Here is a 26,227-nt window from a genome sequence, read left to right on the forward strand (position 1 = left end):
CACCGGTCTGGCAAAAAATGCAGGACTTTACCGACACCCGCGCTGCTGACTGTGCTGATGAAATCTGGCTGGTTGAACATGATGCTGTGTTTACGCAGGGTCAGGCGGGTAAAGCAGAACACATACTGATGCCCGGCGACATTCCGGTGGTCAATGTAGATCGCGGCGGCCAGGTGACTTACCACGGTCCCGGCCAGCAGGTTATTTACCTGATGCTGGACATCAAACGACGCAAACTCGGCGTTCGCCATCTGGTGAACGCAATGGAAAATGCGGTTATTTCGTTATTAGGTGATTTCAAAATTCTGGCTTATGCCAAAAAAGATGCTCCTGGGGTGTATGTCGATGAACAAAAAGTTTGTTCGTTGGGATTACGCATTCGACGAGGCTGTTCTTTTCATGGCCTGGCCCTGAATGTTGCAATGGATCTGACCCCTTTTGAGCGAATTAATCCGTGTGGCTACGCGGGCATGCAGATGACGGATACTCAGCGGCTTAATGGTCCTGAGACCCTTGCCCAGGCGGGCCCGGCACTTATCGCGAATTTACTGAATGAGTTAGACATTCAGGATACACAGTATAAAGAAGGTTTTGATGAGTAACGCACGTCCCCAAGCCGGAGTGAAGCTCCGCGACGATGAAAAAGTCAAACATATTCCGGTCACCATTGTCCCGACTGAAAAAGAAGAGATGCTGCGCAAGCCAGAGTGGATCAAGATCAAGCTTCCGCGCACCACTGATAAAATTGACCATATCAAAAAAACCTTGCGCAAAAATAATTTGCACTCGGTTTGTGAAGAAGCCAGCTGTCCGAACTTGGCAGAGTGCTTCAATCATGGTACCGCCACCTTTATGATTCTGGGTGATATCTGTACCCGTCGGTGCCCGTTTTGTGATGTGGGTCATGGTAAGCCATTACCACCAAGCGCTGAAGAACCAGAAAAGCTGGCCACCACCATTGCCGAAATGGATCTCAAATATGTGGTGATCACGTCGGTTGACCGTGATGATTTACGCGATGGCGGTGCGCAACATTTTGTTGATTGTATCAATGCCATTCGACATCACAGCCCCAGCACCACCATTGAAGTCCTGGTGCCGGATTTTCGTGGCCGTATGGATCGCGCCCTGGAAATATTCAAAAACGGCGTGCCGGATGTGTTTAATCACAATCTGGAAACCATACCGCGCCTATATCGCGAATGTCGGCCTGGTGCCAACTATCAGTGGTCACTGGACTTACTGAAAAAATTCAAAGCTCAACATCCGCATATTCCTACCAAGTCAGGTCTGATGATGGGCATGGGTGAAGAAAGCGACGAGATAAAAGGCGTGTTGCGCGACCTGCGTGAACACAATGTTGATATGCTGACCCTGGGCCAGTATCTGCAACCCAGTCGCCATCATTATCCGGTTAAAAAATATGTGCATCCTACCGAATTTGATGCGCTGGGTGATTATGCCCGCGAGATCGGCTTTACCCAGGCTGCGTGTGGTCCCATGGTACGCTCCAGCTACCATGCTGATCAGCAGGCGGCGGGCAAAGAAGTAAAATAAAGCGGGCTGGCCAGCATTAAACGTCTGGCCTGATAAGTATCTGGTAAGCCATGGCTTTGCGCCAATGACCCGCCGGTACTTATCTGCTGGCGAAGCTGAGCTCAGCTAAGTATAAAAGGATAAAGCGTTCGTACTGTGTATTGCATGGTACGAACGCTTTTTTGTTGGTTTGCCGTAGGGTTGATGACACGGCATTAACACCGGGCGGGTCAGCACCTGAAATAGTTATCTCCCTGCTGCGCTGCACCGGTTGCGTATAGGCACTACCTGGTTTGCCCAGGCTATTTTTATACTACCGTCCCACTTTCTTTACGCTTACAAAGCCCGGCTTGTCCCGTACCTTGTGCTCAGGCCTTGTGGGCTGTGGTTGTGGGTCGTCCTTGTCGGTAAAAACGCTTAACAGTCACAGGTGCGCTCCACCGCTTTGAACGGTAAGTGATCTGTTGCGTGGTACGTGTTACCAAGAATACGGGAATGCTTAACAATATAAACCGGGGGTTAGCGGGGATGAGCTCAGTTAACTCACCGTAACAGTTGCAGGCCAGCGATAATCGCCTGGCGCCGGGCACAGCGCCAGTTAAGTACCAAGGTTTTTTATGGCGACGGTCAATATGGTGGCCAGCAACATGGTGGCCAGCAACATGGTTACCAGCAACATGGAGGGCGTACGCTTTTCCCGGGCCAGCCAAACTGCGGGCAAGACCTTGCATCACCGTGACGGTAAAGCCAAAGAGGTATACAAAACCTCAGGTCCGGTAGGTATCCCTTTGGCGTTTTTCTGTGCTTAACTTAACTGCAGTTTGTCCATCAATAATACCGCCTGGGTCCGGGTATTGATTTCCAGTTTGCGCAAAATGGCGCTGATGTGGGCTTTGATGGTCGCTTCGGTGACATTCATTTCGTGGGCGATTTGTTTGTTCATAAGCCCGGCCCGTAAAAATGACAACACCTGAATCTGCTTGGGGGTCAGTTCCCGAAAGCGCTGTAACAACTGGGCCATTTCCGCATCCACGGTTTCCAGCTCAGCGTGCATTGACTCTGGAATCCAGGTGTCGCCTTCGGTGATATGTTTAATGGCCTGAGCAATGTCTTTGGTAGGGGTGGATTTTGGAATAAACCCCTGCGCGCCTAAGCTCATCACCTGCGCCACCACCTCAATACCTTCACTGGCCGACACCACGGCCACCGGAATATCCGGATAGGCTTCGCGCACTGAGATCAAGCCGTTGAAATACTCTGCCCCTGGCATAGTCAGGTCCAGCAGAATCAGCTCTATCTCACGCTGCTCGTTGAGTACCGCCAGCATTGAATCAAGGGAATCTGCCTCTAGAATTTCCGTATTTTCGAAGTATGGCGCCAGTGCACCTCGCAGTGCCTCCCGAAACAACGGATGATCGTCGGCAACTAAAATCTGCGTCATGTTTATTCCCAAACCTAAATAATTATGCCTTACAGTAATACTTTAGACTAATAACCGAAAGTGCAAAAAGCAAATATAGCGGAGTAAACAATAAGTTTTGTCACGAAGCAATTGGAAATTACCGCAAGACAGGTAAAATTGGCCCATTCTGTGTTTAGCTAAGGCCTGTCAGTGTGAGTAAACAAGACAAAATCTTTGCCAACCCGATGCAATCGGTAGACGACTTTACCTTTGATGAAGCGGTGGCTGATGTTTTTCCCGATATGATAAAACGTTCGGTGCCCGGGTATCAGACCATCGTGCATACCATTGGCGAGCTTGCCAGCCGCTATGTAAAAAGCGCCACCAAGGTGTATGATCTCGGCTGCTCTTTAGGTGCAGCCAGTTTATCGGTGGCTCGTGCTACCCATGATACCCCCTGCGACATCATTGCCATCGACAGCTCCAAAGCCATGGTCGAACGCTGTAGTCGAACCATTGCCTCCTTCGCCCTGCCTAACCCTATCACTGTGGAGCAAAAGCTGGCGCAGGAAACCGACATTGAAAATGCATCCATGGTGATTATGAATTTTACCTTGCAGTTTATTCAGCCTGACGATCGTCTGGCGTTATTACAGCGCATTTATGCCGGCATGAATCCTGGTGCTATTTTAGTGTTGTCAGAAAAGGTCAGCCACCCCACCCTAAGCGGCAATGAACTGCTGATTGACCTGCATCATCAGTTCAAGCGGGATAATGGTTATAGCGAACTGGAGGTTTCCCAAAAACGCGCGGCGCTGGAGAATGTGATGCTGACTGACTCATTTGATGCGCACCAACAACGACTGCTGGAGGCAGGCTTTGACGACGTGGTGAAGTGGTATCAGTGCTACAACTTTATGTCGTTGGTAGCAATAAAAGGAAAAAGCACATGAATACTCTGGCCCGCCAGTGGTTTGATAGCGCTTATTCCTGCCTGATTGAAAATGGTTTAAGCCATTGGCTGGAAAGCTTACCGGCACAATTACAGCAGTGGGACCAACATGGCCAGCATGGCGAATTTAATAAATGGTGTCGGTTAATTGATAAACTTCCGGCCCTGCCTGGCGCTGATATTGATCTTGCCACCCAGGTTAAAGTCGGTAACGCCAACGACCTCACCGATTATCAAAGCAAACAAATCGCCGGCTTGTTACGGCAGTTTATGCCGTGGCGAAAAGGTCCCTTCAATTTGTATGGCATTGATGTGGACACCGAATGGCGCTCGGATTGGAAATGGGATCGGGTGGCAAAACATCTCTCCCCGCTGGCTAACCGAAAAGTATTGGATGTCGGCTGCGGCAGTGGCTATCACCTGTGGCGAATGTATGGAGAACAGGCCAAATGTGTCTTTGGTATCGACCCTACCAACCTGTTTTTGATTCAGTTTCAGGCCATCAAGCATTTTATCGGTCCCGCTCCGGTTCATTATCTGCCACTCGGCATTGAACAAATGCAGCCAGTCCAGGCCTTCGATACGGTATTTTCCATGGGCGTGCTTTATCATCGTAAAGATCCCCTGCAGTTTTTAGAGCAGCTTAAAGCCCAGCTGCGTTCCGGGGGTGAACTGGTGCTTGAAACGCTTATTGTAGAAGGTGATGAACATACGGTCTTCATGCCCGGCGAACGCTACGCTCAAATGCGTAATGTCTGGTTTTTGCCTTCTCTAGCAGCCCTGTCCACCTGGCTGGAGCGCCTGGGTTTTAAAGATATTACGGTAGTAGATGTGAATACCACCAGCCTGGATGAGCAGCGCGCCACAGACTGGATGCCTAACCAGAGCCTGAAAGATTTTCTGGACCCCCACGACCTTACCAAAACCATTGAAGGTTATCCCGCCCCCAAACGTGCGGTACTGATTGCTACCCGCAAATAACCTTCGAGGTTAAGACTCGTAGAGGCTGTGCGCCATCTTGGCGCATTTGCCTTGTTTTGGCCCTGTTTTGGTGCAGTGTGGTGCATTGCCTTTGCCCCTGTCGGGCTAATGCCATTCGTGGTTCCTGCCACAGCCTGCTGCCCGGCGCCGCGGATATCGCTTTTCAAGTGATCATTCCAGCCGGTCCCTGCGTTTTAACTGCACGTTGTGCTTACGCCTATGGCGTGGTTTGTGCTTTATCCCTGTTAAACGCATCTAAACCACGCCTTTTCATTTGGGTGATGTAGCCGCAACAGGCCGTTTTTTTTTCAAATTTACGCTTTACAAGGTAGCACATGACATCAATGCAAACGCTGGTTTTTACCGATATGGATGGCACCCTGCTGGATCACAATACCTATAGTTATGAGCCAGCCAGACCTGCGCTTGAAGCATTGGCGCAGCAGCAGATCCCAGTGATTCCCACCACCAGCAAAACCTATGCTGAGATGCTGGTATTAAGAAAAACCATCGGGCTGAACGGGCCTTTTATTGTAGAAAACGGCGCGGCGGTGTTTATTCCTCATAACTTTTTTGATCAAAAGCCTGCCGGAACCGTATGGCAGGACGGCTTTTGGTGCAAATCGTTTATTTCATCTAAACAGCACTGGCTGCAACTTTTGGAACAGATAAAAGCCGAATTTGATCAGCAGTTTACCCATTTCAGTGCCATGAGTCTGAAGCAAATTCAGCACGCCACCGGGTTGAATGAAGATGATGCACGCCGGGCCGCTCGTCGCCAATATGGTGAGCCGGTACTTTGGCAAGGCGAAGCGTCGGCAAAACAGGCCTTTATAGAGGCAATTTCAGCCCGGGGTGGCTATCCTTTAGAGGGCGGCCGGTTTATTCATATTTCAGGAGACTGTGATAAAGGCCAGGCATTACAATGGTTATGCAACGAATATCAGCGCCAGCATAATGTCCGGACACAATCGGTGGCCCTGGGCGATGGCAACAACGATATTGCGATGCTCGAAGCAGCAGACATTGCCATACGCATCCATTCGCCCAATCACGAGCCGCCAGAATTACAAAAACAACAACAGGTTTACACCAGTACCCAACATGGCCCCGCTGGCTGGAACGAGACACTGACAACATTGCTTTCATTACCTATTTAGGAGTATACATGGCCGACTTTTATCAAAACGGTGTGGTGACAACCTTACATAATCTGGCAAATCGTCCCACCGAAGAGCTGGAGGCAGAGCTACTTCGCTTTTCTCAGAAACGCCCGATGGCGTTGATTCTGCCGTCGCTATATTCCGAGCTTGAGGGCGAGGCCCTGCCCAATATTCTTGAGCACTTACAACAGGTTCCATACTTGTCTGAGATTGTTATCGGGCTGGACCGCGCGGACAAAGAGCAATACAAAAGTGCTTTGAAATTTTTTGGCAAGCTGCCGCAGCATCACCGGATACTGTGGAATGATGGGCCTCGTCTGCAGGCTCTTGATAAAGAGCTTACCGAACTGGGACTGGCACCAAAAGAATTGGGTAAAGGCCGCAATGTCTGGTATTGCATGGGGTATATTTTGGCCTCAAATCGCGCCGAATCCGTGGCCCTGCATGACTGTGATATTTTAACCTACAATCGCGATTTATTAGCCAGACTGATCTACCCGGTGGCAAACCCCATGTTTAACTATGAGTTTTGCAAAGGCTATTACGCCCGGGTTGCCGATGGCAAGATTAACGGCCGGGTGTCACGCCTGCTGGTTACTCCGTTATTACGCGCCTTAAAGCGTACCTTAGGCGATAATGAATACCTCGAATTTATGGACAGCTTTCGCTATCCGCTAGCCGGAGAGTTTTCGTTTCGTCGCGATGTGCTTAATGATATCCGAATCCCCAGTGACTGGGGCCTGGAAATTGGCGTATTGTCGGAAATGCACCGTAATTATTCCCATAATCGGCTGTGTCAGGCCGATATCGCCGAAACCTACGACCATAAACACCAGGATTTATCGCTGCACGATGATCAGGGCGGTTTGTCTAAAATGTCTATCGACATTACCAAAGCTCTGTTTCGCAAATTAGCCACCCAGGGCGTGGCCTTCAGTCCCGAAACCTTCCGGGCAGTAAAAGCCACGTATTACCGGATTGCGCTGGACTTTGTCGAAACCTATCATAATGACGCCATCATGAATGGGCTGAATCTGGATATTCACCGTGAAGAAAAAGCGGTGGAAATGTTTGCCAGCAATATTATGAAAGCGGGCCAGAGCTTCTTAGACAGCCCCATGCAAACCCCGTTTATTCCAAGCTGGAACCGGGTCACCAGTGCCGTACCTGATATTCTTGATCGGCTGCTCGAAGCAGTAGAGGCGGATACATCTGAATTACTGGAGTAGTCTATGACCACGAACTGGAATTCTTTACACGATAAGGTTACCCATCATTTGCAGACCATTTATGCAAATGTCAGCCTGGAAAAGTCAGTGGCAGAACTGGCTACCGAATTAATCGAAAGCATGGGGCTTGCCAATGATCATGACATTGTGGAGCCCAAACATCACTGCAACTACTGGGATGAGCAGGATGTAATGATGATCACCTATGGTGATAGCATCATGCATGGGCACGAAAAGCCGCTGTTCACCCTGCACCGTTTTTTGCAGACTTACTGCAAAAATACCATCAATAAGGTGCATTTACTGCCGTTCTACCCATACAGCTCAGACGATGGTTTTTCGGTCATTGACTACTCCAGTGTGAATGAGGCACTGGGTGAATGGACCGACATCCGCCGGCTGGCGGATGATTACGGGCTGATGTTTGATTTAGTGGTGAACCATTGCTCGGCCCGCAGTGCCTGGTTTGAAAACTTTATTAAAGGGGAAGGCCCTGGCAGTGATTTTTTCTTCACCGCCAGTCCCGATGATGATTTGTCGCAGGTAACCCGGCCACGGGTTTCACCCTTGCTACGTGAAACCCCTACCCAACACGGCACTAAATATGTCTGGTGCACCTTTAGCCATGATCAGGTCGATTTTGACTTTTCAAACCCCAAGGTGCTGTTGGCGTTTATGCAGATCATTCGGCTGTATATCGACAAAGGGGCCAAGGTGTTTCGCCTGGATGCCGTCGCGTTTTTATGGAAGATTGTCGGCACCACCTGCATTAACCTGCCTCAGACTCATGAGGTGATCCGGTTGATGCGTACCTTAATAGAACATGTCGATCCGGGCATCATCATCATTACTGAAACCAATATCCCGAATCGGGAAAATCTGACGTATTTTGGTAATGCCAACGAAGCTCATGCCATTTATAACTTTTCATTGCCGCCGCTGCTGGTCAATACGCTGGTTACCGGCGACTGCCGCTATCTTAAAAGCTGGATGATGGGCATGCCCCCGGCCCAAAATGGTACCACCTATTTTAATTTCATTGCTTCGCATGATGGTATCGGTTTACGCCCGGCCGAGGGCTTGCTGGACGACGAGGAAATCTCCACGCTGGTGCATACCATGCAAAATTATGGGGGCAAGATTTCGTGGCGGGCCTCGGCTCATGGTCAGCAAAAACCCTATGAAATCAATATCACCCTGTTTGATGCGTTGCAGGGCACAGTGGATGGGCCAGATCGCTGGCAGGTGCAGCGATTTATTTGTGCCCATGCCATCATGCTGGGCATGGAAGGTATGCCGGGCATTTATATCCATAGTCTGCTGGGCACCTCCAACGATTATGAAAAGGTGGCCAATACCGGTCAGAACCGCTCCATCAACCGCAAGCGCTGGGAATATGACGAGCTGGAGCGGTTACTGGACTCGCCCTATTCGCAGCATCACCGGGTACTCACCCAAATGTCACAATTGATTCGAATTCGTAAGGCGCAGCCGGCGTTTCACCCTAATGCCACGCAGTTTACGCTGCAACTGGGCAATCAGTTGTTCGGTTACTGGCGACAAAGCCTGGATCGTAATCAAAGTATCTTTTGTGTCAGTAATATCTCTAATGAGGAACAGTCGGTATTGATGTCTGACATCAATCTTATTGGTACGGATCACTGGGTAGATTTAATCAGCGGCGAAACCATTGAAGATGACAGTGGTTATCTGCATTTGACGCCCTATCAAACCGTCTGGATCAGCAACCATCACCATCAATAGCCTGTCTTCGGGCTATCTCCCTGAGCGCAAACAACATGGACCCGGTTTGCGCCAACTGGTCCGGGCCTGTCTGTCATTGGCCCGAAACCACTGGCCGCCACCCAAAATTTTCTTCATAATCACTGCCTTTTAACCGACAAATCAAAGGGTTTTGTATGGCTTCGGAGCAATGGCTGAGTTTACCAGATGCCCGCCGCGCACTGTTGCAGCAGGCGCGGCCGGTGGCTGAGGTGCAAAACTGTCCGGTGGTCCATGCGCTTGGGCGCATTGTCGCTGAGAATATCTATGCCCCCATCAACGTCCCGCCCCTGGCTGTGTCGGCGATGGACGGCTATGCGTTGGCGCCCGGCGCCGTCAACCCCACCAATACCTTTGAAATCGTCGTGACCATACTGGCGGGTCAGGATGTTTCCACCATACAGCTAAAACCTGGGCAGGCTGCGCGGATCATGACCGGGGCAGGCATTCCGGACGGGGCTGACCGGGTGGTAATGCAGGAAAATACCACGCAAAGCGCCAACACAGTACAGGTAGGCCCTTTGCCCGGTCCGGGGGAAAACATTCGGGCTAAGGGCAACGATATTGCCTGTAACGAGCAGGTGGTAAGTGCCGGGGTTCGGCTAAAGCCAGCACACCTGATGTTGCTCAGCTCTTTGGGTATCGCCCATATCCGGGTGTATCGCAAACTGAATGTCGCGTTACTGGCGACCGGCGATGAATTGAGATACCCGGGTGATTCACTCTCACCCGGACAAATCTACAACTCTAACAGTGTTGGTATCGCGGCGTTGCTGCAGCCCTATGATGTTAACCTTATTGATTTGGGCATTGTTGCGGATAAACCTGAAGCGCTAAAGCAGATATTTAAAGATGCCATGGCCTGCGCCGATATTTTGATTAGTTCGGGCGGCGTGTCTGTGGGTGAGGCTGATCATGTAAAATCGGTATTGCAGAACCTCGGTCGTGTGGGCTTCTGGAAGGTCGCCATGAAACCCGGTAAACCCTTTGCGTTTGGTCATCTCGATACGTGCTTGTTCTGCGGTGTTCCCGGTAATCCGGTGTCGGCGTATGTCACCACCGAGCAACTGGTGGTACCGCTGATTCAGCATATCCAGGGCGAACAACATTTACCCGAGCCACTGATCATCGAGGCTACGCTTACGGCTGAGGTTCGTCATCGGCCTGGCCGGGCAGAATTTGTGCGTGCCCAACTTGCCCAGGATGCCCACGGCCGCTGGCAGGTGGCCCCGCTGCCAAAGCAAAGTTCCGGGGTGATGACCACGGTTACCCGCGCCAATGCTTACCTGCTGGTCCCGGCCGACAGTCACGGACTGGCGTGCAATACCCTGGTGTCCGTTCAGCCTTTTGATTTACACAGCAACTGGAGTCCTTCTGCCTCGTGACCTTATTCACCCCTCGATTTGCCCTGGAAAGTAAACGCCTGATCCAGCTGACCTGGCCGCTGTTAATCGCTCAAATCACCCAAATGCTGATGGGCGTGGTCGATACCGTCATGGCCGGACAATACAATGCGCTGGATATGGCGGCGGTGGCCCTGGGCTTTAGTATTACCATTCCGTTAATGTGCTTTTTACAGGGTATTGCATTGGCCCTGCCACCAATTATTTCCCGTTATCAGGGTAAGGGGGCCTCGGGGCAGGTGGCATTTGCTGCGCAGCAGGCCGGTTATCTGTTGTTACTGATAGGCGCTTTAATAGTGTGTCTGTATCCTTTGGTGCCAACCATTCTTAATTGGTTTCCAATGGAGTCCGGGCTCTACACGATTACGCTGGACTATGTTCACTATGTACTGATAAGTATGCCGGCGTTTGCCCTGTATCAGTGGCTTCGCAACTATTGTGAGGGCCTGGGCAATACCAAACCTACCATGATCATCACGGTTATCGGTCTGGGTTTTAATGTCATCGCCAATTATGTGTTTATCTATGGTGTCGGCCCCATCCCTGCCTTTGGGGGCGCCGGCTGCGGGATCGCCACCGCGATCGTGATCACAGTGATGTTTTTCAGTACGCTGGTGTATACCAGCAAAAGCCGCCGTCTGAGTGTATACGGGTTATTTAACACCCTACATTTGCCGGATTTTAAAATGATGCTGCGCACCTTCAGGTTAGGTTTCCCGGTCGCGATGACCCTGTTGTTTGAGGTCACCCTGTTTGCGGTAGTGGCATTATTGCTGGCCCCGTTTGGGGCCACCACCGTCGCCGCCCACCAGGTAGCGCTGAACTTTTCATCGCTGATGTTTATGTTTCCGCTGAGTATGGGTATGGCAGTTTCGATTCGGGTCGGATATCGGGTCGGCCAGAAAAATTATCGGCAAGCCACCACTGCGGTACACAGCGCCCTGGTTATCGGGTTACTGGTCGCCATTGGTACCGCCAGCTTCACCCTGTTAGCCAAGGATTTTATTATTGGTCTGTATACCAATGATCCAGCGGTCTCCTCGCTGGCCAGTGCGCTGCTTATTTATGCGGCTATGTTTCAGTTTTCTGATGCGATTCAGGTGATTTCAGCCAATGCGCTGCGTGGCTATAAGGATACCACCGCCATGTTTATCATTAGCTTTTGCGCATACTGGGGCGTGGGTCTGCCCACCGGGGTTATACTGGGGCGCACCGACTGGCTCACGGCAGCACCGATGGCAGCCGCGGGTTTCTGGATAGGCATTATTGCCGGATTAAGTTGTGCGGCGATACTGCTGGGCGCCCGACTTTATTATGTGGTCAAACACCAGCCCCAGCGACGCGTTGCCTGACCTGTGGAGTCCATTTCATAGCAAACAGAGACCGTGGCGAAGGCTTAGCGGGGAGGTTCTTCGGGTTCTGTCTCGGGAGCATCGGGCGCCCGGGACAGCTGTTCCCGGATTTGTGGATCATCGGGTTCTTCGGGGTTTTCCCAGCTGTAGGTTTTGCGCTCGGGACGAGGGTCTTCACGCCACCAAATAAGCGCTGCAATCAGGCCCGAGACGCCCCCAAAAAAGTGCGCCTCGTAGGAAATATCCGGCTCAGTAGGAAAGATGGTCAGCACCATGGTGCCATACATAAAAAAGGCGATCATCATCAACGCTACCGAACGGGCATCGCGGCGTAATACCGAAACCACAAACACAAAAAAGAATAAGCCGTGGGCCAGGCCGCTGGCCCCCAGGTGATTTGCTTCGCGGCCGAATAACCATACGCCCAGCCCGCTCCCCAGCCAGGTTATCACTATCACTTTAAAGCGTGACGATGGATAGCCATACACCAGCACGCTGCCAAGCACCAGTAGCGGCAGGGTGTTATTAAACAGATGCTCATAGCCGGAATGAACCAGTACTGAGGTTACAATACCGTGTACCCGGCTAAGCTCAAGGGGATAAACCGCCAGCAAGGATAAAGGCAGATCAAACAATACGCCGGCTGACTGAATCACCCACAACAAAGCAACCGCACAGGTGACACTTTTGATCGCCCCCGCCAGACTATAAGACGCAGGGTTGCTCATTGATAAACCCTGCAGCCCCACAGATAAAGCCTTATGGTCTTATTCAATACCACTGCCCCCCTCCAGGCGCAATCTGTTTGACCGCTCACCCTAAAAATTCCCGGTAAGTTTGTGGCGTGTCGATATCGACTCTGGCTTCGGCATGGGGCACAGGAATACAAGCCGGCGGCGATTGGGCCATGGCATCCTGCAATAAGATACCGGCGCCCTTGTCACCTGAAAGCTGAGTCAGTAACGGCCAGAAGCACCTGGGAAAGATTGCCGGGGCGGTTGCTTTTCCTTCCCAGAAGCTGGCGATAATGGTTTCGGGTTGGGTTTTGGCCACCTCCCATAAACTATTCAGGCTGGAGGTCGTCACCAACGGCAAATCACCCAGCGTAATAAGCAAATGGGTTACCTCCTTGGGCAGCGTCTGGGTGTAGGCCACCGCTTCGTGAATACTGGTCGCCATCCCCTGCTCCCAGTTGGCGTTATGAATTAGCTGTATGGGCCTGGCAAAGTCGTGCTGGCTTAATGCGTTATGATAGGCCCCGCTTATCACCATCACCGGCGAGGGTGACAGAGGCGCACATTGGTCAATACAGTGACCCAGCAAAGTCTGTCCATCGGTTAACGGTAGCAACATCTTATTACTGCCGAATCGCTGTGAACGGCCCGCGGCCAGAATCGCTATGCTGAGCATGCGTCCCCCGGCAAACTATTAATTTTATAGGGTTTTTGATGCAAAGCAGCATGCACCTGCGACAACATAGACAGGGCAATAGATTCGGGCAGCTCACCGCCGATATCAAAGCCAGCCGGTGACTGCAGGGTAAGGGTAATTCATTCCAGCATAAATTCGCCTGTTCCAGTACCCGCTTAGTACGGTGCTGCGGGCCCAGTAACGCCAGATACTGCAAATTTGCTGGCGGTTCGCCCGTAACAGCCTTCAGACTGCGGGCATCCAGTTCCACCTGATGGTGCATGATAATCACGGCATCGGCTTGCTGATAATGAGGTAAAGCCGCGATGTTATCCGCAGCCTGCTTAGTACACTGACTGGCACTGGCAAACTCAGCCGGCCGGGCATAGCGCGCCCGTTCATCATTAACCAGTACCCGCCAGCCGATTCGGCTGGCCAGATCGCATACCGGCACCGCATCCACGCCCCCGCCCAACAGCAACAGGGTGGGCGGCGGCGTCAGCGTATGGCAAAAGTCGTCAACACAGGTGGAGTCTTGCCCAATATGGGCTGTGGCGGGACCAGCCTGGGTGGACTGGCAATAATGTACCGATTGATTTTGCAACAGCCTGGCCCGAACCTCATTCAAACACAGGTAGTCATTTTGCGCGTCAACTGGCTGCAATAGCAGCGTCACTTCGCCGCCGCAACCGATACCCAGGCGCCAGGCGACGTCCCCTTCCTCGCGCATGTCGTAAGTGACCGTGCGCGCGTGGCCGGTCATCCAGCATTTTTGCGCATGATGATACAAGTCACTTTCAAGACAGCCACCACTGACCACCCCTAACTGAGCCCCGGTATCATTGAACAGCATCATGGCTCCGGCCTTGCGATAGGCCGAGCCGTGGGTTTCGATAATGGTAGCCAGTAGCCACTGCCCGTCATCTTTGTGGTGGTACCACTGTTCCAGTAAGTGGTAAAAATGGTGTTTCATAACAATACACACCCTGGCTCGTGTGCGCTCAAAGCAAGGCACGGAGCATTATTAACAAGAGGAATGCTTATACGTACCTTCGCGGCCCCTAAATTGTTCACCAGGACCGCCCAAAGAAGGTAGTTTTAGCCACTGAGCTCGGCAATCGCGGCCGTCATGCCATCCAGGGTCAGCGGATACATACGCTGTTCCATGATCTGATGCACAATACTAATGGATTGATAGTAATTCCAGTACGCCTGCGGCTGTGGATTGAGCCACACGGCATCACCGAAATGGTCCAGCAATCGTTGCATCCAGACACTGCTCGGCTCTTCATTCCAGTGCTCCACACTGCCGCCCGGATAGGTGATTTCATAAGGGCCCATAGTCGCATCCCCCACAAAAATAACTTTGTAATCGGGACCAAACCGATGAATGATATCCCAGACATCGATGGTGTCGCTGCGCCGGCGGGCGTTGTCCTGCCACACGCCTTCGTACACACAGTTATGAAAATAAAAATACTCCAGATGCTTGAACTCGCTGTGAACCGCAGAAAACAACTCCTGCATTTGTTCCACAAAGGGATCCATCGAGCCGCCCACATCAAGAAACATCAAAACTTTGACGGCATTGTGACGCTCAGGCGTCATATGGATGTCCAGCAGCCCCCCCTTTCGCGCCGTCTGGGCAATCGTGGTGTCTATATCCAGTTCCATACTGGCGCCGGTGCGGGCAAACTTGCGTAATTTGCGCAGCGCCATTTTGATGTTACGGGTACCTAGCTCCACATCCGAAGACAAATTTTTAAACTCACGCTTGTCCCAGACTTTGGCCGCCGAAAAGTTACGATTGCCAGGCTGGCCAATGCGCACACCCTGCGGATTGTATCCAAATGCTCCAAAGGGAGAGGTGCCGCCGGTACCTATCCATTTACTGCCGCCCTGGTGCCGTTTTTCCTGTTCTTTAAGGCGCTCCTGCAAGGTTTTCATCAGCTCATCCAGGCCGCCCAGGGCTTTGATCTGGGCTTTTTCCTCTTCGCTAAGCTGCTTTTCAAACGCTTTACGCAGCCAGTCTTCGGGAATGTCTTTATCAAATAAATCCAGCGCCTGGATGCCTTCAAAATAATCTGCGAAGGCTTTATCAAAGCGATCAAACTGGGTTTCATCTTTTACCAGCATCAGCCGGGCCAGATAATAGAACGCATTGATGTCGGCAAACACCACGTGCTGCTCTAGAGCCCGCAACAAATCCAGCAACTCGCGCAGACTGGTTTTGACACGGTAACGGCGTAGTGTGAAGAAAAAATCAATGAGCATTAGCGGCGTGCCATAAAGGCCAGTTTTTCAAACAGGTGGATGTCCTGCTCGTTTTTAAGCAAGGCGCCATATAAGGGCGGAATGGCGGTCTTTCCATCTTTACTGTGCAAAGCTTCAGGCGGGATGTCTTCAGCCAGCAGCAGTTTCAGCCAGTCTATCAGCTCGGAAGTCGAAGGTTTTTTCTTAAGCCCCGGCACATCACGAATCTCGAAAAACGCGTTCAGCGCATCATCGAGCAGCCGGGTTTTTAGTTCGGGGAAATGAACCTGGACAATCTCACGCATCTGCTGGGCATCAGGAAACTGAATGTAGTGGAAAAAACAACGCCGCAAAAAGGCATCCGGCAGCTCTTTTTCGTTGTTTGAGGTAATAATAACAATAGGCCGTTGCGCCGCTTTTATCACCTGCTGAGTTTCATAAACAAAAAACTCCATTTTATCCAGCTCCAACAACAAATCATTGGGAAACTCGATGTCGGCTTTATCAATCTCATCAATCAGCAATACGGGCCGTTGCCCGGCTTCAAATGCCTGCCACAACTTGCCTTTCACAATATAATTGCCAATGTCATGCACCCGGTCGTCGCCCAGCTGGGAGTCACGTAACCGTGATACCGCGTCATATTCATACAGGCCCTGTTGCGCTTTGGTGGTGGACTTGATATGCCACTGAATCAGCTCGGTATTCAAACTGGCGGCCAGCTCTTCTGCCAGTAAGGTTTTACCGGTCCCCGGCTCGCCTTTGATAAGCAAAGGTTTTTCTAAGGTGATGGCGGCGTTTACTGCCAGCTGCAGCTCATCACTGGCAATGTAATTGTCGGTACTGCTAAAAGCCATAGGTGCTCCTTTAAAATGCCCCACTAAGCCATAGAATTTATCTCAATACAAATAACCATATCATATAGCTAAAAATCACTTTAATTTTTACATCCTGACACCAATCATACAGGAGTAAATAACAGTATCTTGCAATGGCCTGGGTTTAGTTTGCGCTTGTATTTACAGGCAAAATAAACCATAAAGGCGTATGACAATGATTCCAAGCGAATAAAGGACGACTAATGAACGTATTTGACGACAATTCCCTGGCTATCGGCGGTACGCCGCTGGTAAAACTTAACCGGGTTACCGGTGGTAATGTGTATGCCAAAATGGAATCGCGCAATCCTAGCTTTAGTGTAAAGTGCCGTATTGGTGCCAACATGATTTGGGACGCAGAAAAACGTGGCGTTTTGACCGAAGGCAAGGAAATTGTTGAACCCACCAGTGGTAATACCGGCATTGCGTTGGCGTTTGTCGCGGCCTCCCGTGGTTACAAACTGACCCTGACGATGCCAAGCAGCATGAGTCTTGAACGTCGTAAGCTACTTAAAGCGCTGGGCGCGAATCTGGTGTTGACCGAAGCCCCTAAAGGGATGAAAGGCGCAGTAGCTGCTGCCCAGGAAATTGTCGACTCAGATCCTGACAAATACATCCTGTTGCAACAATTTGATAATCCGGCCAACCCTGAGATCCACGAGCTGACCACAGGCCCGGAAATCTGGGAAGGCACCGAAGGCAAAATCGATGCCTTCGTAGCCGGCGTCGGCACGGGCGGCACCATTACCGGGGTAAGCCGTTATATCAAGAAAACCAAAGGTAAAGCCATTACCTCGGTGGCGGTGGAGCCAACCGACTCACCGGTTATCACACAGGCAAAAAATGGTGAAGAGCTGACCCCGGGCCCCCACAAGATTCAGGGCATTGGTGCGGGCTTCATCCCGGGCAACCTGGATTTGGATTTGGTTGACGAAGTCGAGCAAATCACCAACGACGAGTGTATGGAAATGGTTCACCGGTTAATGAAGGAAGAAGGCATTTTGGCTGGTATTTCTTCAGGCGCTGCCGTCGTCGCGGCGAAGCGTTATGCCGAGCGACCTGAAAACAAAGACAAGGTGGTAGTGGTCATTCTGGCCAGCGCCACCGAACGCTATCTGTCCAGCCCGTTATTTGCCGGCGAATTTGGCGAACAGGAAGAAGTGCAGTAAGATTAACGTTACTGACGCGACCTGCTGAATAAAAAAGCGAGGCCTACGGCCTCGTTTTTTGTTGGGCAGGGTAATAGCCTCCCGGCCACCTTATAGGTACATGATCTTAAAAGGATGTAATCATGATGACACGTTTAGCTGCCCTTCCCATGATGCTATGGATAGTGCTTTTATTAACTGGCTGCAACCAGGACGGCGGTGCGACTAACGACAAGGTGAAAGACGATACTCCGGAACATGCGGCTTTGGTGTTTGCCCGCAGTATCTATAACGATAAAAACCTGGACAAGGCGCTTTCCCTGAGTACCCCCAGATTGCAACGAATTCTTAAAAACTACCATATCAACAGCAATGTGCAGCGCCATGTGTTCAACCTGCCATACGAGCAGGTAAAGATTGTGGCTGATGGCGGCAACAAAATTGGCCGGGCTCAGTTTGCTGAAAATGCCTCGGTGGTATTATTTTTCAGTGGTACCTACAATGATGATCGTATTGAAGAGTTACGGGCGGTAAAGTTACTGCGGCAAGACGGCCAATGGAAAGTAGACCGTGTTACCGCTAACTTTCGATAGCGAAAAACGTTGTTAACGCCCTACGGCCACCCCTTCGCGGCGGGGATCCGCCCCCCCAATATAGCGCCCATCTTTGACCTGAATGCCATGTAAGCCGCTATTCAGATCGATCACCCTGATGGTGTGTCCCAGCTTTTCCAGTGGGTGTTGCAATTGTTCAGCCGTGGTCCCTTTTTCCAACGCGGTGTAGTCGTTGCGATTGGTGATCCGCGGCAGATTAATCGCCTGCTGCACATTTAAGTCAAAATCCACCACGCCTATGACCGCTTGGGCGACATAGTCGATAATCCGACTGCCACCGGGCGACCCTATAACCAATTCCAGCTCCCCTTTTTCATCAAATACCATGGTCGGGCTCATCGAGCTGCGTGGCCGTTTATGCGGTTCCACCCGATTCGGAACCGGGTAGTTACCCCGGGTAGGATTAAAAGAAAAATCAGTAAGCTGATTGTTCAGTAAAAAGCCGTCGACCATTAAGCCGGAGCCAAACATAAATTCAATGCTGGTGGTCATAGATACCGCATTGCCCTGCTTATCGATAATGGAAATATGGCTGGTATTAGCCTGCTCTAATGACATACCAGGTTGGATTCGTGCATTTTCGTACGGCTTACCGGCCCGGGCTTTATGCCACTTTTTGTCCACACTGAGGCTTTGCGCGCGCCGTTTAAGATAGGGCTCGTTGATCAGTGACGCCACGGGTAGGTTGGTAAAATCGGTATCGGCGATATAGGCCTCCCGGTCGGCATAGGTCAGGGCACTGGCCTGCACAAACAGATTCACAAACTCAGGACTCAGCGGGGTATACGAACCAATTTCAAACTTTTCCAATAGTTTGAGAATCTGATACACATTAATGCCGCCCGAACTCGGCGGGGCCATGCCACAGACTTTTTTGTCCCGGTAAGGGCCACATACGGCGCTGCGCTCCACTGGCTGATAGTCTTTCATATCTGCCATAGAAATACGGCCCGGATTCACCGGCGCATTGTTTACCGTATCAACAATTTTTTGTGCCAGCGCCCCGGTATGTAAATAGTCGGCGCCCTGACGGGCAATATTGCGAAGGGTTTTTGCCAGTGGTTTATTTTTTTTGTTGACGCCCGCCTTTAAAGGCATTCCCGCCGGGAAAAAATATGTACTGCTACCGGCAAATTCCCGCAGCCCGGGATGATAATCCAAAGCCACCAGCCTGGCTAACCGTTCGGATACCCGAAATCCCTGGGTCGCGGTGTCTATAGCATCGTCAAACAGACTGTTCCAGGGCAAGGCCCCGTGTTGACTATGCGCCAACTCCAGTGCGCGCAAGGCGCCTGGTACGCCTACCGACATGCCCCCCACCAGCGCCTCCAGCCAGGGCAACGGCCGGCTATTTTTCATAAACCAGTATGCATTAACCTGCTTAGGGGCGATTTCTCGTCCATCAAAGGTATGCAGTTGCTTATTCTGATTGTCCCAGTACAAGATAAAGGCGCCACCGCCGATGCCGGATGACTGGGGCTCAACCAGGGTCAGCATGGCTTGTATCGCGATGGCCGCATCAATCGCGCTGCCGCCTTTTTCGATAATGTTTTTGCCTGCCCAGGATGCATACGGATTGGCAGCCACCACCATATATTCATCGGCGATAAAAGCCTGCTTTTGGGTAAAGCCGGTATGAGCTTCAGGCTCGCGGGTTTCCACCGGGGCGGTTTGAGCTATCGCGCTCCCCCCCATCAACACGGTGGCAATCATCGCGCTTAATGCGCGCTTAACCATTCCCTTAAGGTTATTCAAACTATCAGGCCTCATTATTTAAACTTTTCAGGATTCAGCGGCCGTTTATGCAAAAACGCATCGAAGGCTTCACGGGCCGGCTCACTGGCCATCGCCTCTAAGAACAAATCCAGCTCCACACTGATATGCTGTTCAATGGCTTCTTTGTCAGTGTTAAGCAACGCTTTGGAGTGATGCAAAGCAAATTGAGGTTTGGCTGCCAGTGCCTGGCACACTTTATCCACCCGCGCGGTGAGTTTTTCAGCCTCGAGTACCGCGGTTACCACCCCGCCCTCGCAGGCCTCTGTGGCACTGAAGGGTTCGCCCAGCATTAACCATTCACTGGCTTTGCGGCGACCCGCCAGCCGTGGCAGTAAATAGCTGGAAGCATACTCTGGCACCAGGCCCAGGTTGATAAACGGTAATGCAAAACGGGTATTGTCGGCGGCGTAAACCAGGTCGCAGTGCAGCAGTAAGGTGGTACCAATTCCAACCGCCAGGCCATGAACCTGGGCCACCACGGGCTTGGTACAGTCCACCAGCGCATGCATAAACGCAGAAACCTCAGAAATTTGATGGTCATCACCCTGCCCGGCAAAATCGCTGATATCATTGCCGGCGGTAAAGCAGTCGCCTGCCCCCTGAATACGAACGACCTTGATGTTGTCGTCTGCATTTGCCTGAATCAGCGCATCGGCCAGGTTTTGATACATCTGCCGGGTTAAGGCATTTTTTTTATCCGCCCGGTTCAGGGTCAGTACCAATACATTATCCTGCTGAGTTACAGTCACATGGCTCATAAACGCTCCTGGTTTGATTGCACAGTTATTTTCGTTATTTTTTGTGTATGATAGCCAGCATCGCTAAAAATAGAAATCATTCAAATTAATGATCACACTGCCGTTATCGCCAAAATACAGTGTTGGCCCGCTGATTATCGCCATTGCCTCAATTATAATTTTTATCTTTGAACCCGCTGCCACCACCTGGCTGGCTTACGATCGTTATGCGTTACAGGGATGGGAAACCTGGCGTTTGCTGACCGCTAACCTGGTTCATACCAATGGCTACCATTTACTGCTAAACCTGGCCGGGTTGGGATTACTGTGGTTACTGCACGCGGAGCACTATCGCATCGTGCGCTTTTTGAAAGTGTTTGGCTGGTGTTCATTAGGGACCGGCCTGGCGATCTATATCGGCTCGCCTGATCTTATCTGGTATGTGGGATTATCCGGGGCATTACATGGTGTCTTTGTCTGGGGCGCCTGCATGGATGTGACGTCAGGACTGCGTTCCGGCTGGCTACTGTTGTTGGGTATTGCCGCCAAAATTGGCTATGAACAAGTGGCTGGCAGCAATGGCGCGGTGGCCGAATTGATTCAGGCGCAGGTGGCCACCGATGCTCACCTGTATGGGGCGGTTTGTGGTCTGGTATTGTTTTTTGCAATGTATGGCATCAAAAAACGTAAATAGCCGCAACCACCACAGGTAACCATCCAAAAACGCCGGCATAATGCCGGCGTTTTTCATTGTCAGTGCAAGAATTATCGGACTTATAAAGTTTCTTCAAATAACTTGTAGATGCGACGATATTCATCCAGCCACGAACTTGGTTGTACAAAACCATGGGGTTCTACCGGGTAAATCGCGGTTTCAAAATCCTGTTTTTCCAGCTCAATCAACTTTTGCACCAAACGTACCGTGTCAGCGAAAAAGACATTGTCATCGACCATTGGCGCGTTGATCAGCAGTGGTTTTTGCAAACCATCGGCAAAGTAGATTGGCGAACTACGCCGGTAGGCAATCGGGTCGACCTCGGGAGTATTGAGGATGTTTGCCGTGTAAGGCGTATTATAATGCGCCCAGTCCGTTACCGGCCGCAGCGCCGCGCCCGCCTGAAACAGCTCGGGCTTTTTAAACATTGCCATAAAGGTTAAAAAGCCGCCGTACGAGCCGCCATAGGTACCGATTCGTTCGCGATCGACATTGGCATTATTTACCAGCCAGTTCACCCCATCGGTCAGATCCTGTACCTCAGGCTGTCCCATGTCACGGTAGATGGCTGTGCGCCAGTCACGGCCGTAGCCAGCGGATGCCCGGTAGTCCATATCCAGAACCACATAACCTTGTTGTACCAGCATGCTGTGAAACATAAATTCACGGAAGTAGTCAGACCAGCCCAGGTGTGAATTTTGTAAATAACCCGCGCCATGGTTGAACACCACCGCTTTGCGAGGTTCACCCTGTTGATAATTTTCCGGCAAATACACCCGGGCATAAATGGGCTGGGCGGTATGGCTGGACTCAATGGCTACAACCTGCGGCACGCTCCAGGGCTGGGTTAGAAACTCATCACTGATGGTGTCAGTGATTTTTTCTGCAGCGACAGCAGGATCCGTGGGCTTTAAATACAGCTCCGGTGGCCGGGTAACTTTGCTGTGAGTCAGCAGTAGCGACTGCTCATCCGGACTCAGGTTATAATCGGTCATGCCGTTAAGATTGGTCATTGCCGTATTTTCACCGGTTTGCAGATTTACCCGATAAATTTCATAGACCCCGGGGTGCTTTTTATTGGCTTTGTAGTAAAGGTATTTATCATCCCTGGTCAGCGTGGGGTCATCGGTGACAAATTGCCCCTGCGTCAGGGCTTGGGCTGCCTGACCGGGCTTTTGCAGATACAGATGCGAATAGCCTGAACGTTCAGACTGAAAATACAATGTCTCGCTGTTGTGCAGCCAGCCAAACTGGTTATACCGGTAGTTTATCCAGGCATCATCATGCAGCCGGGCCTGACTTTCAAGCCGGGCGTCCTGTAGATCCACGGTAGCAATCCAGCGGTCCTTGTTGTCCCAGGCTTCGAGCATAATCGCCACCGCCTGACCCTGGTTCTGCCAGCGAATCGACGGCTCACTCCAGTACCAGCTTTCCAGCAAGGTAATTTCACGAGGCAAGCGATTTACCTGATAAGACTCCCCCGGGCCCGGGCATTTTCTGTTTTTTCTTCGGCCAGAACATCTTCGTTATAACCGGGTAATGTTTTAAAAGACAGCGGTTGTTTTTGGTTTGTGGCCAGATCCACCAGCCACAGTTCATGATTAACCGGTTCTGAGTCTGCGACCCGTTGGCGCACTTTTTTTGTATCAATACGCCCATCTTCCTGAATATAATGGGGCATAATATCGGTGTCATCACGCCACGGCTTATCCTCGGTGGTGGCAATAATCGCCTTATCACCGGCCGGAGAAACCGACACCGCCACCAGCTTCTGGTCCGGAGCAAAATACAATGACTCAGGCGCTACGGCCTGACTGGTGGCGGCCAGTTCACGATTTTGCTGCGCCTGTTCTTCACGATGCGCGCGTTGTTTGGCCACATAATCAATCAGCGATATCTGCTCCCGGGCCACAAAATCTTCAGGCTCTGCTACCGGTTCGGGTTTGTCGGAAAACTGCCAGCTGAGGAGCTGTTCGCGCTGGCCGGTTTGCAGATTGATGGCGATCACTTTGTTCCCCGCACGCGCCATCAGCCGCCCGTCAGTCATAAACTGTAACTGCGTCAGTTTGGACCCGCCCCGGGTGAGCTGGACCAGCTGCCCCTGACCTGACTGTACATAGACACTGTCTTTAAACCGGTACGCGGTGGTAGTGCCATCAGAGCTAACCACTTTTTCATCAAAACGGTAACGGTGCAGATCAGCGCCATCGGCTTGCCGGGCATTATCCGGGTCGGACAGGGGCGCCACCAACACTGAATTCAAATCGCTATCGAGTTTTTCCTGCTCATAAACAATATGGCTGCCATCAAAGGAAAAGCCTGGCCGTTGGGGGGAGCGTCCCAACCATTGAGGATCTGCCATGATCTGTTTCAGGGTTAATTCGCCTGAGTCACTGACCTGAGACTCGGGCACCTGCGGTTGCATTATCGCAGCGGGGGCAGAGGTGTTATCAGAGCCTGATGCACGGGTCGCTGATGAGTCCGGAGCGGATGTCGATGAACAGGCACTCAGCGCGCTGGCAACAGCCACACTGAGCGCCATTTTGGTGAGATTTTTCATGTGTTTGAATCTTTTTAGTTTGTTATTTTCGCTCTCATTATACGCAAGCTGGGTTGGCGGCGGTCAAGCTTCATCTCTAATGTTGTTAAAGTCATCTTACATTGTGCCTACATCCTTCTAACACATAAGCCAGATGCTTTTCTGTTACGCATAAAAAAGCCCCGCATCCGGCGGGGCAATCAAGCACACTCAACTTGGAACACACATTAGCTCTAAACACTTGCCTCGCAGTGCGAGAAAGAATATTGCTAACTGCATAGATTTAGTCAGTTACAAAACGGGGAAGTTCAACTTTTTTGCGCTTTTTAAAAATAATTTGTACTTCCGCTGCCTGCCCCGACCCACCAGGCTTGGCCGGTCAACCCGCGGCAAACCCGCAATCGCTTGTTAAAATGTCTATTTTTCATAAACCTATAATACTCATCGCATACGATATTAGCTTGAGCGAATATCGCTCGGGTAATCCTGTACGCCGAGTAAAAAGCAGGTCATGATAACCGCTTTTGACTATCACTGTAATTGTTTGGCAGGAACCTCAATGCGTAAATTTGCAATAGGACTTATTCCATTGCTGCTTCTTAGCGCCTGTGCCACGCGGGATCCGGTAATTAAAGGGCAGCCTTCAAGAGAGCTTTCTACTCCTTACACGCTAAAAAGCGGCGGCTTTGTTCCACCTCTGCAACGCGGGGTCACGGTCCGGCACGCCGAGCTATGGTTCAACTTTGATTTTGAACGTAAAGTGCTTTACGGCACCAGCGAACTTACCTTAGACAGTCAGCGTAAAAAACGCACCATTTCGGTCGATCTGGATACCCGCTTCAAAGTTGAGCAGGTATGGATTAATGATCAACCCGTGCCCTCGGGCAATGTCAAAAATCCCGATGGCCAGCTGCTTATCACCCCGCAAAATGCCGTGGTTTTTCCATTAAAATTGAAAATACAGTACTTCGGCCGGCCCCGCACACCGGTAAAAGCGCCCTGGGATGGCGGCGTTATGTGGCAACAGACCCCAACCGGTGAACCCTGGCTGGCCACGGCGGTGCAAGGCGAAGGCTGTGATTTATTCTGGCCTTGTATTGATCAGCCCACCGGCGAACCGCAACAGCTTGATTTGCACATTACCGTGCCAAAGAACCTGGTGGCAGCCAGTAACGGCGTTTTGCAAAAAGTGACGCAGCTGGAAAACGCCCACACCTTTCACTGGCATAGCGATGCGCCCACCAACACCTATGGCGTGGCGTTGAATATTGCCCCCTATGAAACCTTGACGGCAGACTTTGACAGCCGGTTTGGTAATCGCTACCCGCTTACCTATTATTATTTACCCGGGGTAGGTACTCAGGCCGACGCCACCGGCCAGGATGCCGACACCCAGGCCAACGCTAAGGCTTTATTTGCCGAGCTTCCACAAATGCTTGAATTTTTTGAACACTACATTGGTCCCTACCCATTTCCAAATGACAAAGTGGGCATTGTGCAGACACCTCATTTGGGCATGGAGCATCAGTCTATTAATGCCTATGGCAATGGCTATAAAAAAGACGCCTACGGCTTTGACTGGCTGTTACAGCACGAACTGGCCCATGAATGGTTTGGCAATCAGCTGACCAATACCAGCTGGGACCATATGTGGTTACATGAAGGACTGGGCACATATATGCAACCACTTTATGCCCAGTACCTGCATGGCGATGTTGCCTATTATGGCTACCTGAACAAAATTCGAAGTCAGCTGAACAATCGCTACCCCATAGTGAGCGGCAGGGTAAAGGCCGAAGAGGAAGTCTATGACAAAGACAAAGGCCCGGGGCTGGACTTGTATTACAAAGGCGCCTGGGTAATGCATACGCTGCGTTATCTGATTGGCGATGACGCCTTTTTTGGGGCAGTGACAGAGTTGGTCTATGGCCGCCGCGACCCGCAACCCGGTAACTTTGCGCCGCGCTATGCCAGTACCACAGACTTTATCCGGCTGGTAAACCGCCATAGTGGCAGCGATATGAACTGGTTCTTCGATACCTATTTATATGAAGCCTCGCTCCCGGAGCTGGTGACCCGCCGCACCGCCAGTGCGATAACGCTGGAGTGGCAGACCAGCGCTGAATCCCAGTTTGTTATGCCGCTACAAATCAGCATCAACGGGGAGCTTCAGACCCTGTCTATGACAGGCAAAACCACCCTGGCGGTAACCCGCAATGATGTGGTCATTGTTGACCCCCATAGTCGGGTGTTACGCCAGCACAGGCGCTTTGAAGAGCTGAAAGCTTACCGAGCCCGCGGCAGCCAACCGTAATCAGCCAGGCGTGCGGTCAGGCTACTGGTCAGACGCGGTCGCG

Annotated in this window: 22 protein-coding genes and 1 pseudogene; 14 read left to right on the forward strand and 9 right to left on the reverse strand. The window is 51.3% G+C overall.

The features are described from left to right. The first annotated feature begins 17 nt into the window (after nt 1–17). The 3 genes from lipB to IT774_RS09005 all read left to right on the forward strand — a co-directional run bounded on the left by lipB (nt 18) and on the right by IT774_RS09005 (nt 2,345). Nucleotides 18–602, forward strand: a complete 585-nt coding sequence (lipB, locus tag IT774_RS08995; protein ID WP_232365195.1) for a lipoyl(octanoyl) transferase LipB — start codon at nt 18–20, stop codon at nt 600–602. Next, on the forward strand, nt 595–1,557 hold the full coding sequence (lipA, locus tag IT774_RS09000; RefSeq protein ID WP_195809499.1) for a lipoyl synthase: 963 nt from the start codon (nt 595–597) through the stop codon (nt 1,555–1,557). The genes lipB and lipA overlap by 8 nt, the downstream gene beginning before the upstream one ends. 596 nt (nt 1,558–2,153) lie before the next feature. Continuing rightward, nucleotides 2,154–2,345 (forward strand): hypothetical protein, encoded by a 192-nt coding sequence (locus IT774_RS09005; protein ID WP_195809500.1) that lies wholly within the window; start codon nt 2,154–2,156, stop codon nt 2,343–2,345. On the opposite strand, the gene IT774_RS09010 is transcribed toward IT774_RS09005, so the two are convergent. Then, a complete protein-coding gene (locus IT774_RS09010; protein ID WP_195809501.1) occupies nt 2,342–2,977 on the reverse strand; it encodes a response regulator transcription factor in 636 nt (211 codons plus the stop codon). The genes IT774_RS09005 and IT774_RS09010 overlap by 4 nt on opposite strands. A 173-nt stretch (nt 2,978–3,150) precedes the next feature. On the opposite strand from IT774_RS09010, the gene cmoA reads away from it, so the two are divergent. From cmoA to IT774_RS09045, 7 genes are all read left to right on the forward strand, one after another. Then, nucleotides 3,151–3,891, forward strand: a complete 741-nt coding sequence (gene cmoA / locus IT774_RS09015) for a carboxy-S-adenosyl-L-methionine synthase CmoA (protein WP_195809502.1) — start codon at nt 3,151–3,153, stop codon at nt 3,889–3,891. Nucleotides 3,892–3,896: 5 nt separating this feature from the next. Beyond that, nucleotides 3,897–4,871, forward strand: coding sequence for a tRNA 5-methoxyuridine(34)/uridine 5-oxyacetic acid(34) synthase CmoB (gene cmoB, locus IT774_RS09020; protein WP_195812252.1), 975 nt, complete (start codon nt 3,897–3,899; stop codon nt 4,869–4,871). 335 nt (nt 4,872–5,206) lie between these two features. Then, complete coding sequence (locus IT774_RS09025; RefSeq protein ID WP_195809503.1) at nt 5,207–6,031, forward strand: HAD-IIB family hydrolase; 825 nt, start codon at nt 5,207–5,209, stop codon at nt 6,029–6,031. Between the two features lie 8 nt (nt 6,032–6,039). Further along, nucleotides 6,040–7,263 carry a glycosyltransferase family protein gene (locus IT774_RS09030; protein ID WP_195809504.1) on the forward strand — a complete coding sequence of 408 codons (1,224 nt, stop codon included), beginning with the start codon at nt 6,040–6,042 and terminating at the stop codon, nt 7,261–7,263. 3 nt (nt 7,264–7,266) lie between these two features. Then, a complete protein-coding gene (locus IT774_RS09035; protein ID WP_195809505.1) occupies nt 7,267–9,027 on the forward strand; it encodes an alpha-amylase family glycosyl hydrolase in 1,761 nt (586 codons plus the stop codon). A 155-nt stretch (nt 9,028–9,182) separates the two neighbouring features. After that, on the forward strand, nt 9,183–10,430 hold the full coding sequence (moeA, locus tag IT774_RS09040) for a molybdopterin molybdotransferase MoeA (RefSeq protein WP_195809506.1): 1,248 nt from the start codon (nt 9,183–9,185) through the stop codon (nt 10,428–10,430). Beyond that, the gene (locus IT774_RS09045) at nt 10,427–11,800 is read left to right on the forward strand and encodes an MATE family efflux transporter (RefSeq protein ID WP_195809507.1); all 1,374 of its coding nucleotides are present in this window, start codon (nt 10,427–10,429) and stop codon (nt 11,798–11,800) included. Before moeA ends, IT774_RS09045 begins: the two co-directional genes overlap by 4 nt. Nucleotides 11,801–11,844: 44 nt before the next feature. Here the strand turns inward: IT774_RS09045 and IT774_RS09050 are convergent, their stop codons facing one another. From IT774_RS09050 to IT774_RS09070, 5 genes are all read right to left on the reverse strand, one after another. Beyond that, a complete protein-coding gene (locus tag IT774_RS09050; RefSeq protein ID WP_195809508.1) occupies nt 11,845–12,528 on the reverse strand; it encodes a rhomboid family intramembrane serine protease in 684 nt (227 codons plus the stop codon). Between the two features lie 85 nt (nt 12,529–12,613). Continuing rightward, on the reverse strand, nt 12,614–13,210 hold the full coding sequence (locus tag IT774_RS09055) for a nucleotidyltransferase family protein (protein WP_195809509.1): 597 nt from the start codon (nt 13,208–13,210) through the stop codon (nt 12,614–12,616). Next, nucleotides 13,158–14,183: an XdhC family protein gene (locus IT774_RS09060; RefSeq protein ID WP_195809510.1), complete on the reverse strand. Its 1,026-nt coding sequence runs from the start codon at nt 14,181–14,183 to the stop codon at nt 13,158–13,160. The genes IT774_RS09055 and IT774_RS09060 overlap by 53 nt, the downstream gene beginning before the upstream one ends. Nucleotides 14,184–14,308: 125 nt before the next feature. After that, entirely contained in the window at nt 14,309–15,484 is a 1,176-nt protein-coding gene (locus IT774_RS09065; protein ID WP_195809511.1) for a vWA domain-containing protein, read from the reverse strand. Further along, nucleotides 15,484–16,320 (reverse strand): AAA family ATPase, encoded by an 837-nt coding sequence (locus IT774_RS09070; RefSeq protein ID WP_195809512.1) that lies wholly within the window; start codon nt 16,318–16,320, stop codon nt 15,484–15,486. Before IT774_RS09070 ends, IT774_RS09065 begins: the two co-directional genes overlap by 1 nt. Before the next feature lie 224 nt (nt 16,321–16,544). Between IT774_RS09070 and cysK the strand changes: the two genes are divergently transcribed. Both cysK and IT774_RS09080 read left to right on the forward strand, forming a co-directional pair. After that, nucleotides 16,545–17,510: a cysteine synthase A gene (cysK, locus tag IT774_RS09075; protein ID WP_195809513.1), complete on the forward strand. Its 966-nt coding sequence runs from the start codon at nt 16,545–16,547 to the stop codon at nt 17,508–17,510. A gap of 122 nt (nt 17,511–17,632) precedes the next feature. Continuing rightward, on the forward strand, nt 17,633–18,082 hold the full coding sequence (locus IT774_RS09080) for an outer membrane protein assembly factor BamD (RefSeq protein WP_195809514.1): 450 nt from the start codon (nt 17,633–17,635) through the stop codon (nt 18,080–18,082). 12 nt (nt 18,083–18,094) lie between these two features. Here the strand turns inward: IT774_RS09080 and ggt are convergent, their stop codons facing one another. Continuing rightward, nucleotides 18,095–19,816, reverse strand: a complete 1,722-nt coding sequence (ggt, locus tag IT774_RS09085; RefSeq protein WP_408641213.1) for a gamma-glutamyltransferase — start codon at nt 19,814–19,816, stop codon at nt 18,095–18,097. A gap of 56 nt (nt 19,817–19,872) precedes the next feature. Continuing rightward, nucleotides 19,873–20,637: an enoyl-CoA hydratase gene (locus IT774_RS09090; protein ID WP_195809515.1), complete on the reverse strand. Its 765-nt coding sequence runs from the start codon at nt 20,635–20,637 to the stop codon at nt 19,873–19,875. A gap of 88 nt (nt 20,638–20,725) precedes the next feature. Between IT774_RS09090 and rrtA the strand changes: the two genes are divergently transcribed. Next, nucleotides 20,726–21,310, forward strand: a complete 585-nt coding sequence (gene rrtA, locus IT774_RS09095) for a rhombosortase (RefSeq protein WP_195809516.1) — start codon at nt 20,726–20,728, stop codon at nt 21,308–21,310. An 80-nt stretch (nt 21,311–21,390) separates the two neighbouring features. Here the strand turns inward: rrtA and IT774_RS09100 are convergent. Beyond that, a pseudogene (locus IT774_RS09100) lies at nt 21,391–23,891 on the reverse strand (prolyl oligopeptidase family serine peptidase). 538 nt (nt 23,892–24,429) lie between these two features. Between IT774_RS09100 and IT774_RS09105 the strand changes: the two are divergent. Then, a complete protein-coding gene (locus IT774_RS09105) occupies nt 24,430–26,184 on the forward strand; it encodes a M1 family metallopeptidase (protein ID WP_195809517.1) in 1,755 nt (584 codons plus the stop codon). Nucleotides 26,185–26,227 lie beyond the last annotated feature (43 nt).

The sequence above is a fragment of the Salinimonas marina genome, assembly GCF_015644725.1.
Taxonomy (GTDB): domain Bacteria; phylum Pseudomonadota; class Gammaproteobacteria; order Enterobacterales; family Alteromonadaceae; genus Alteromonas.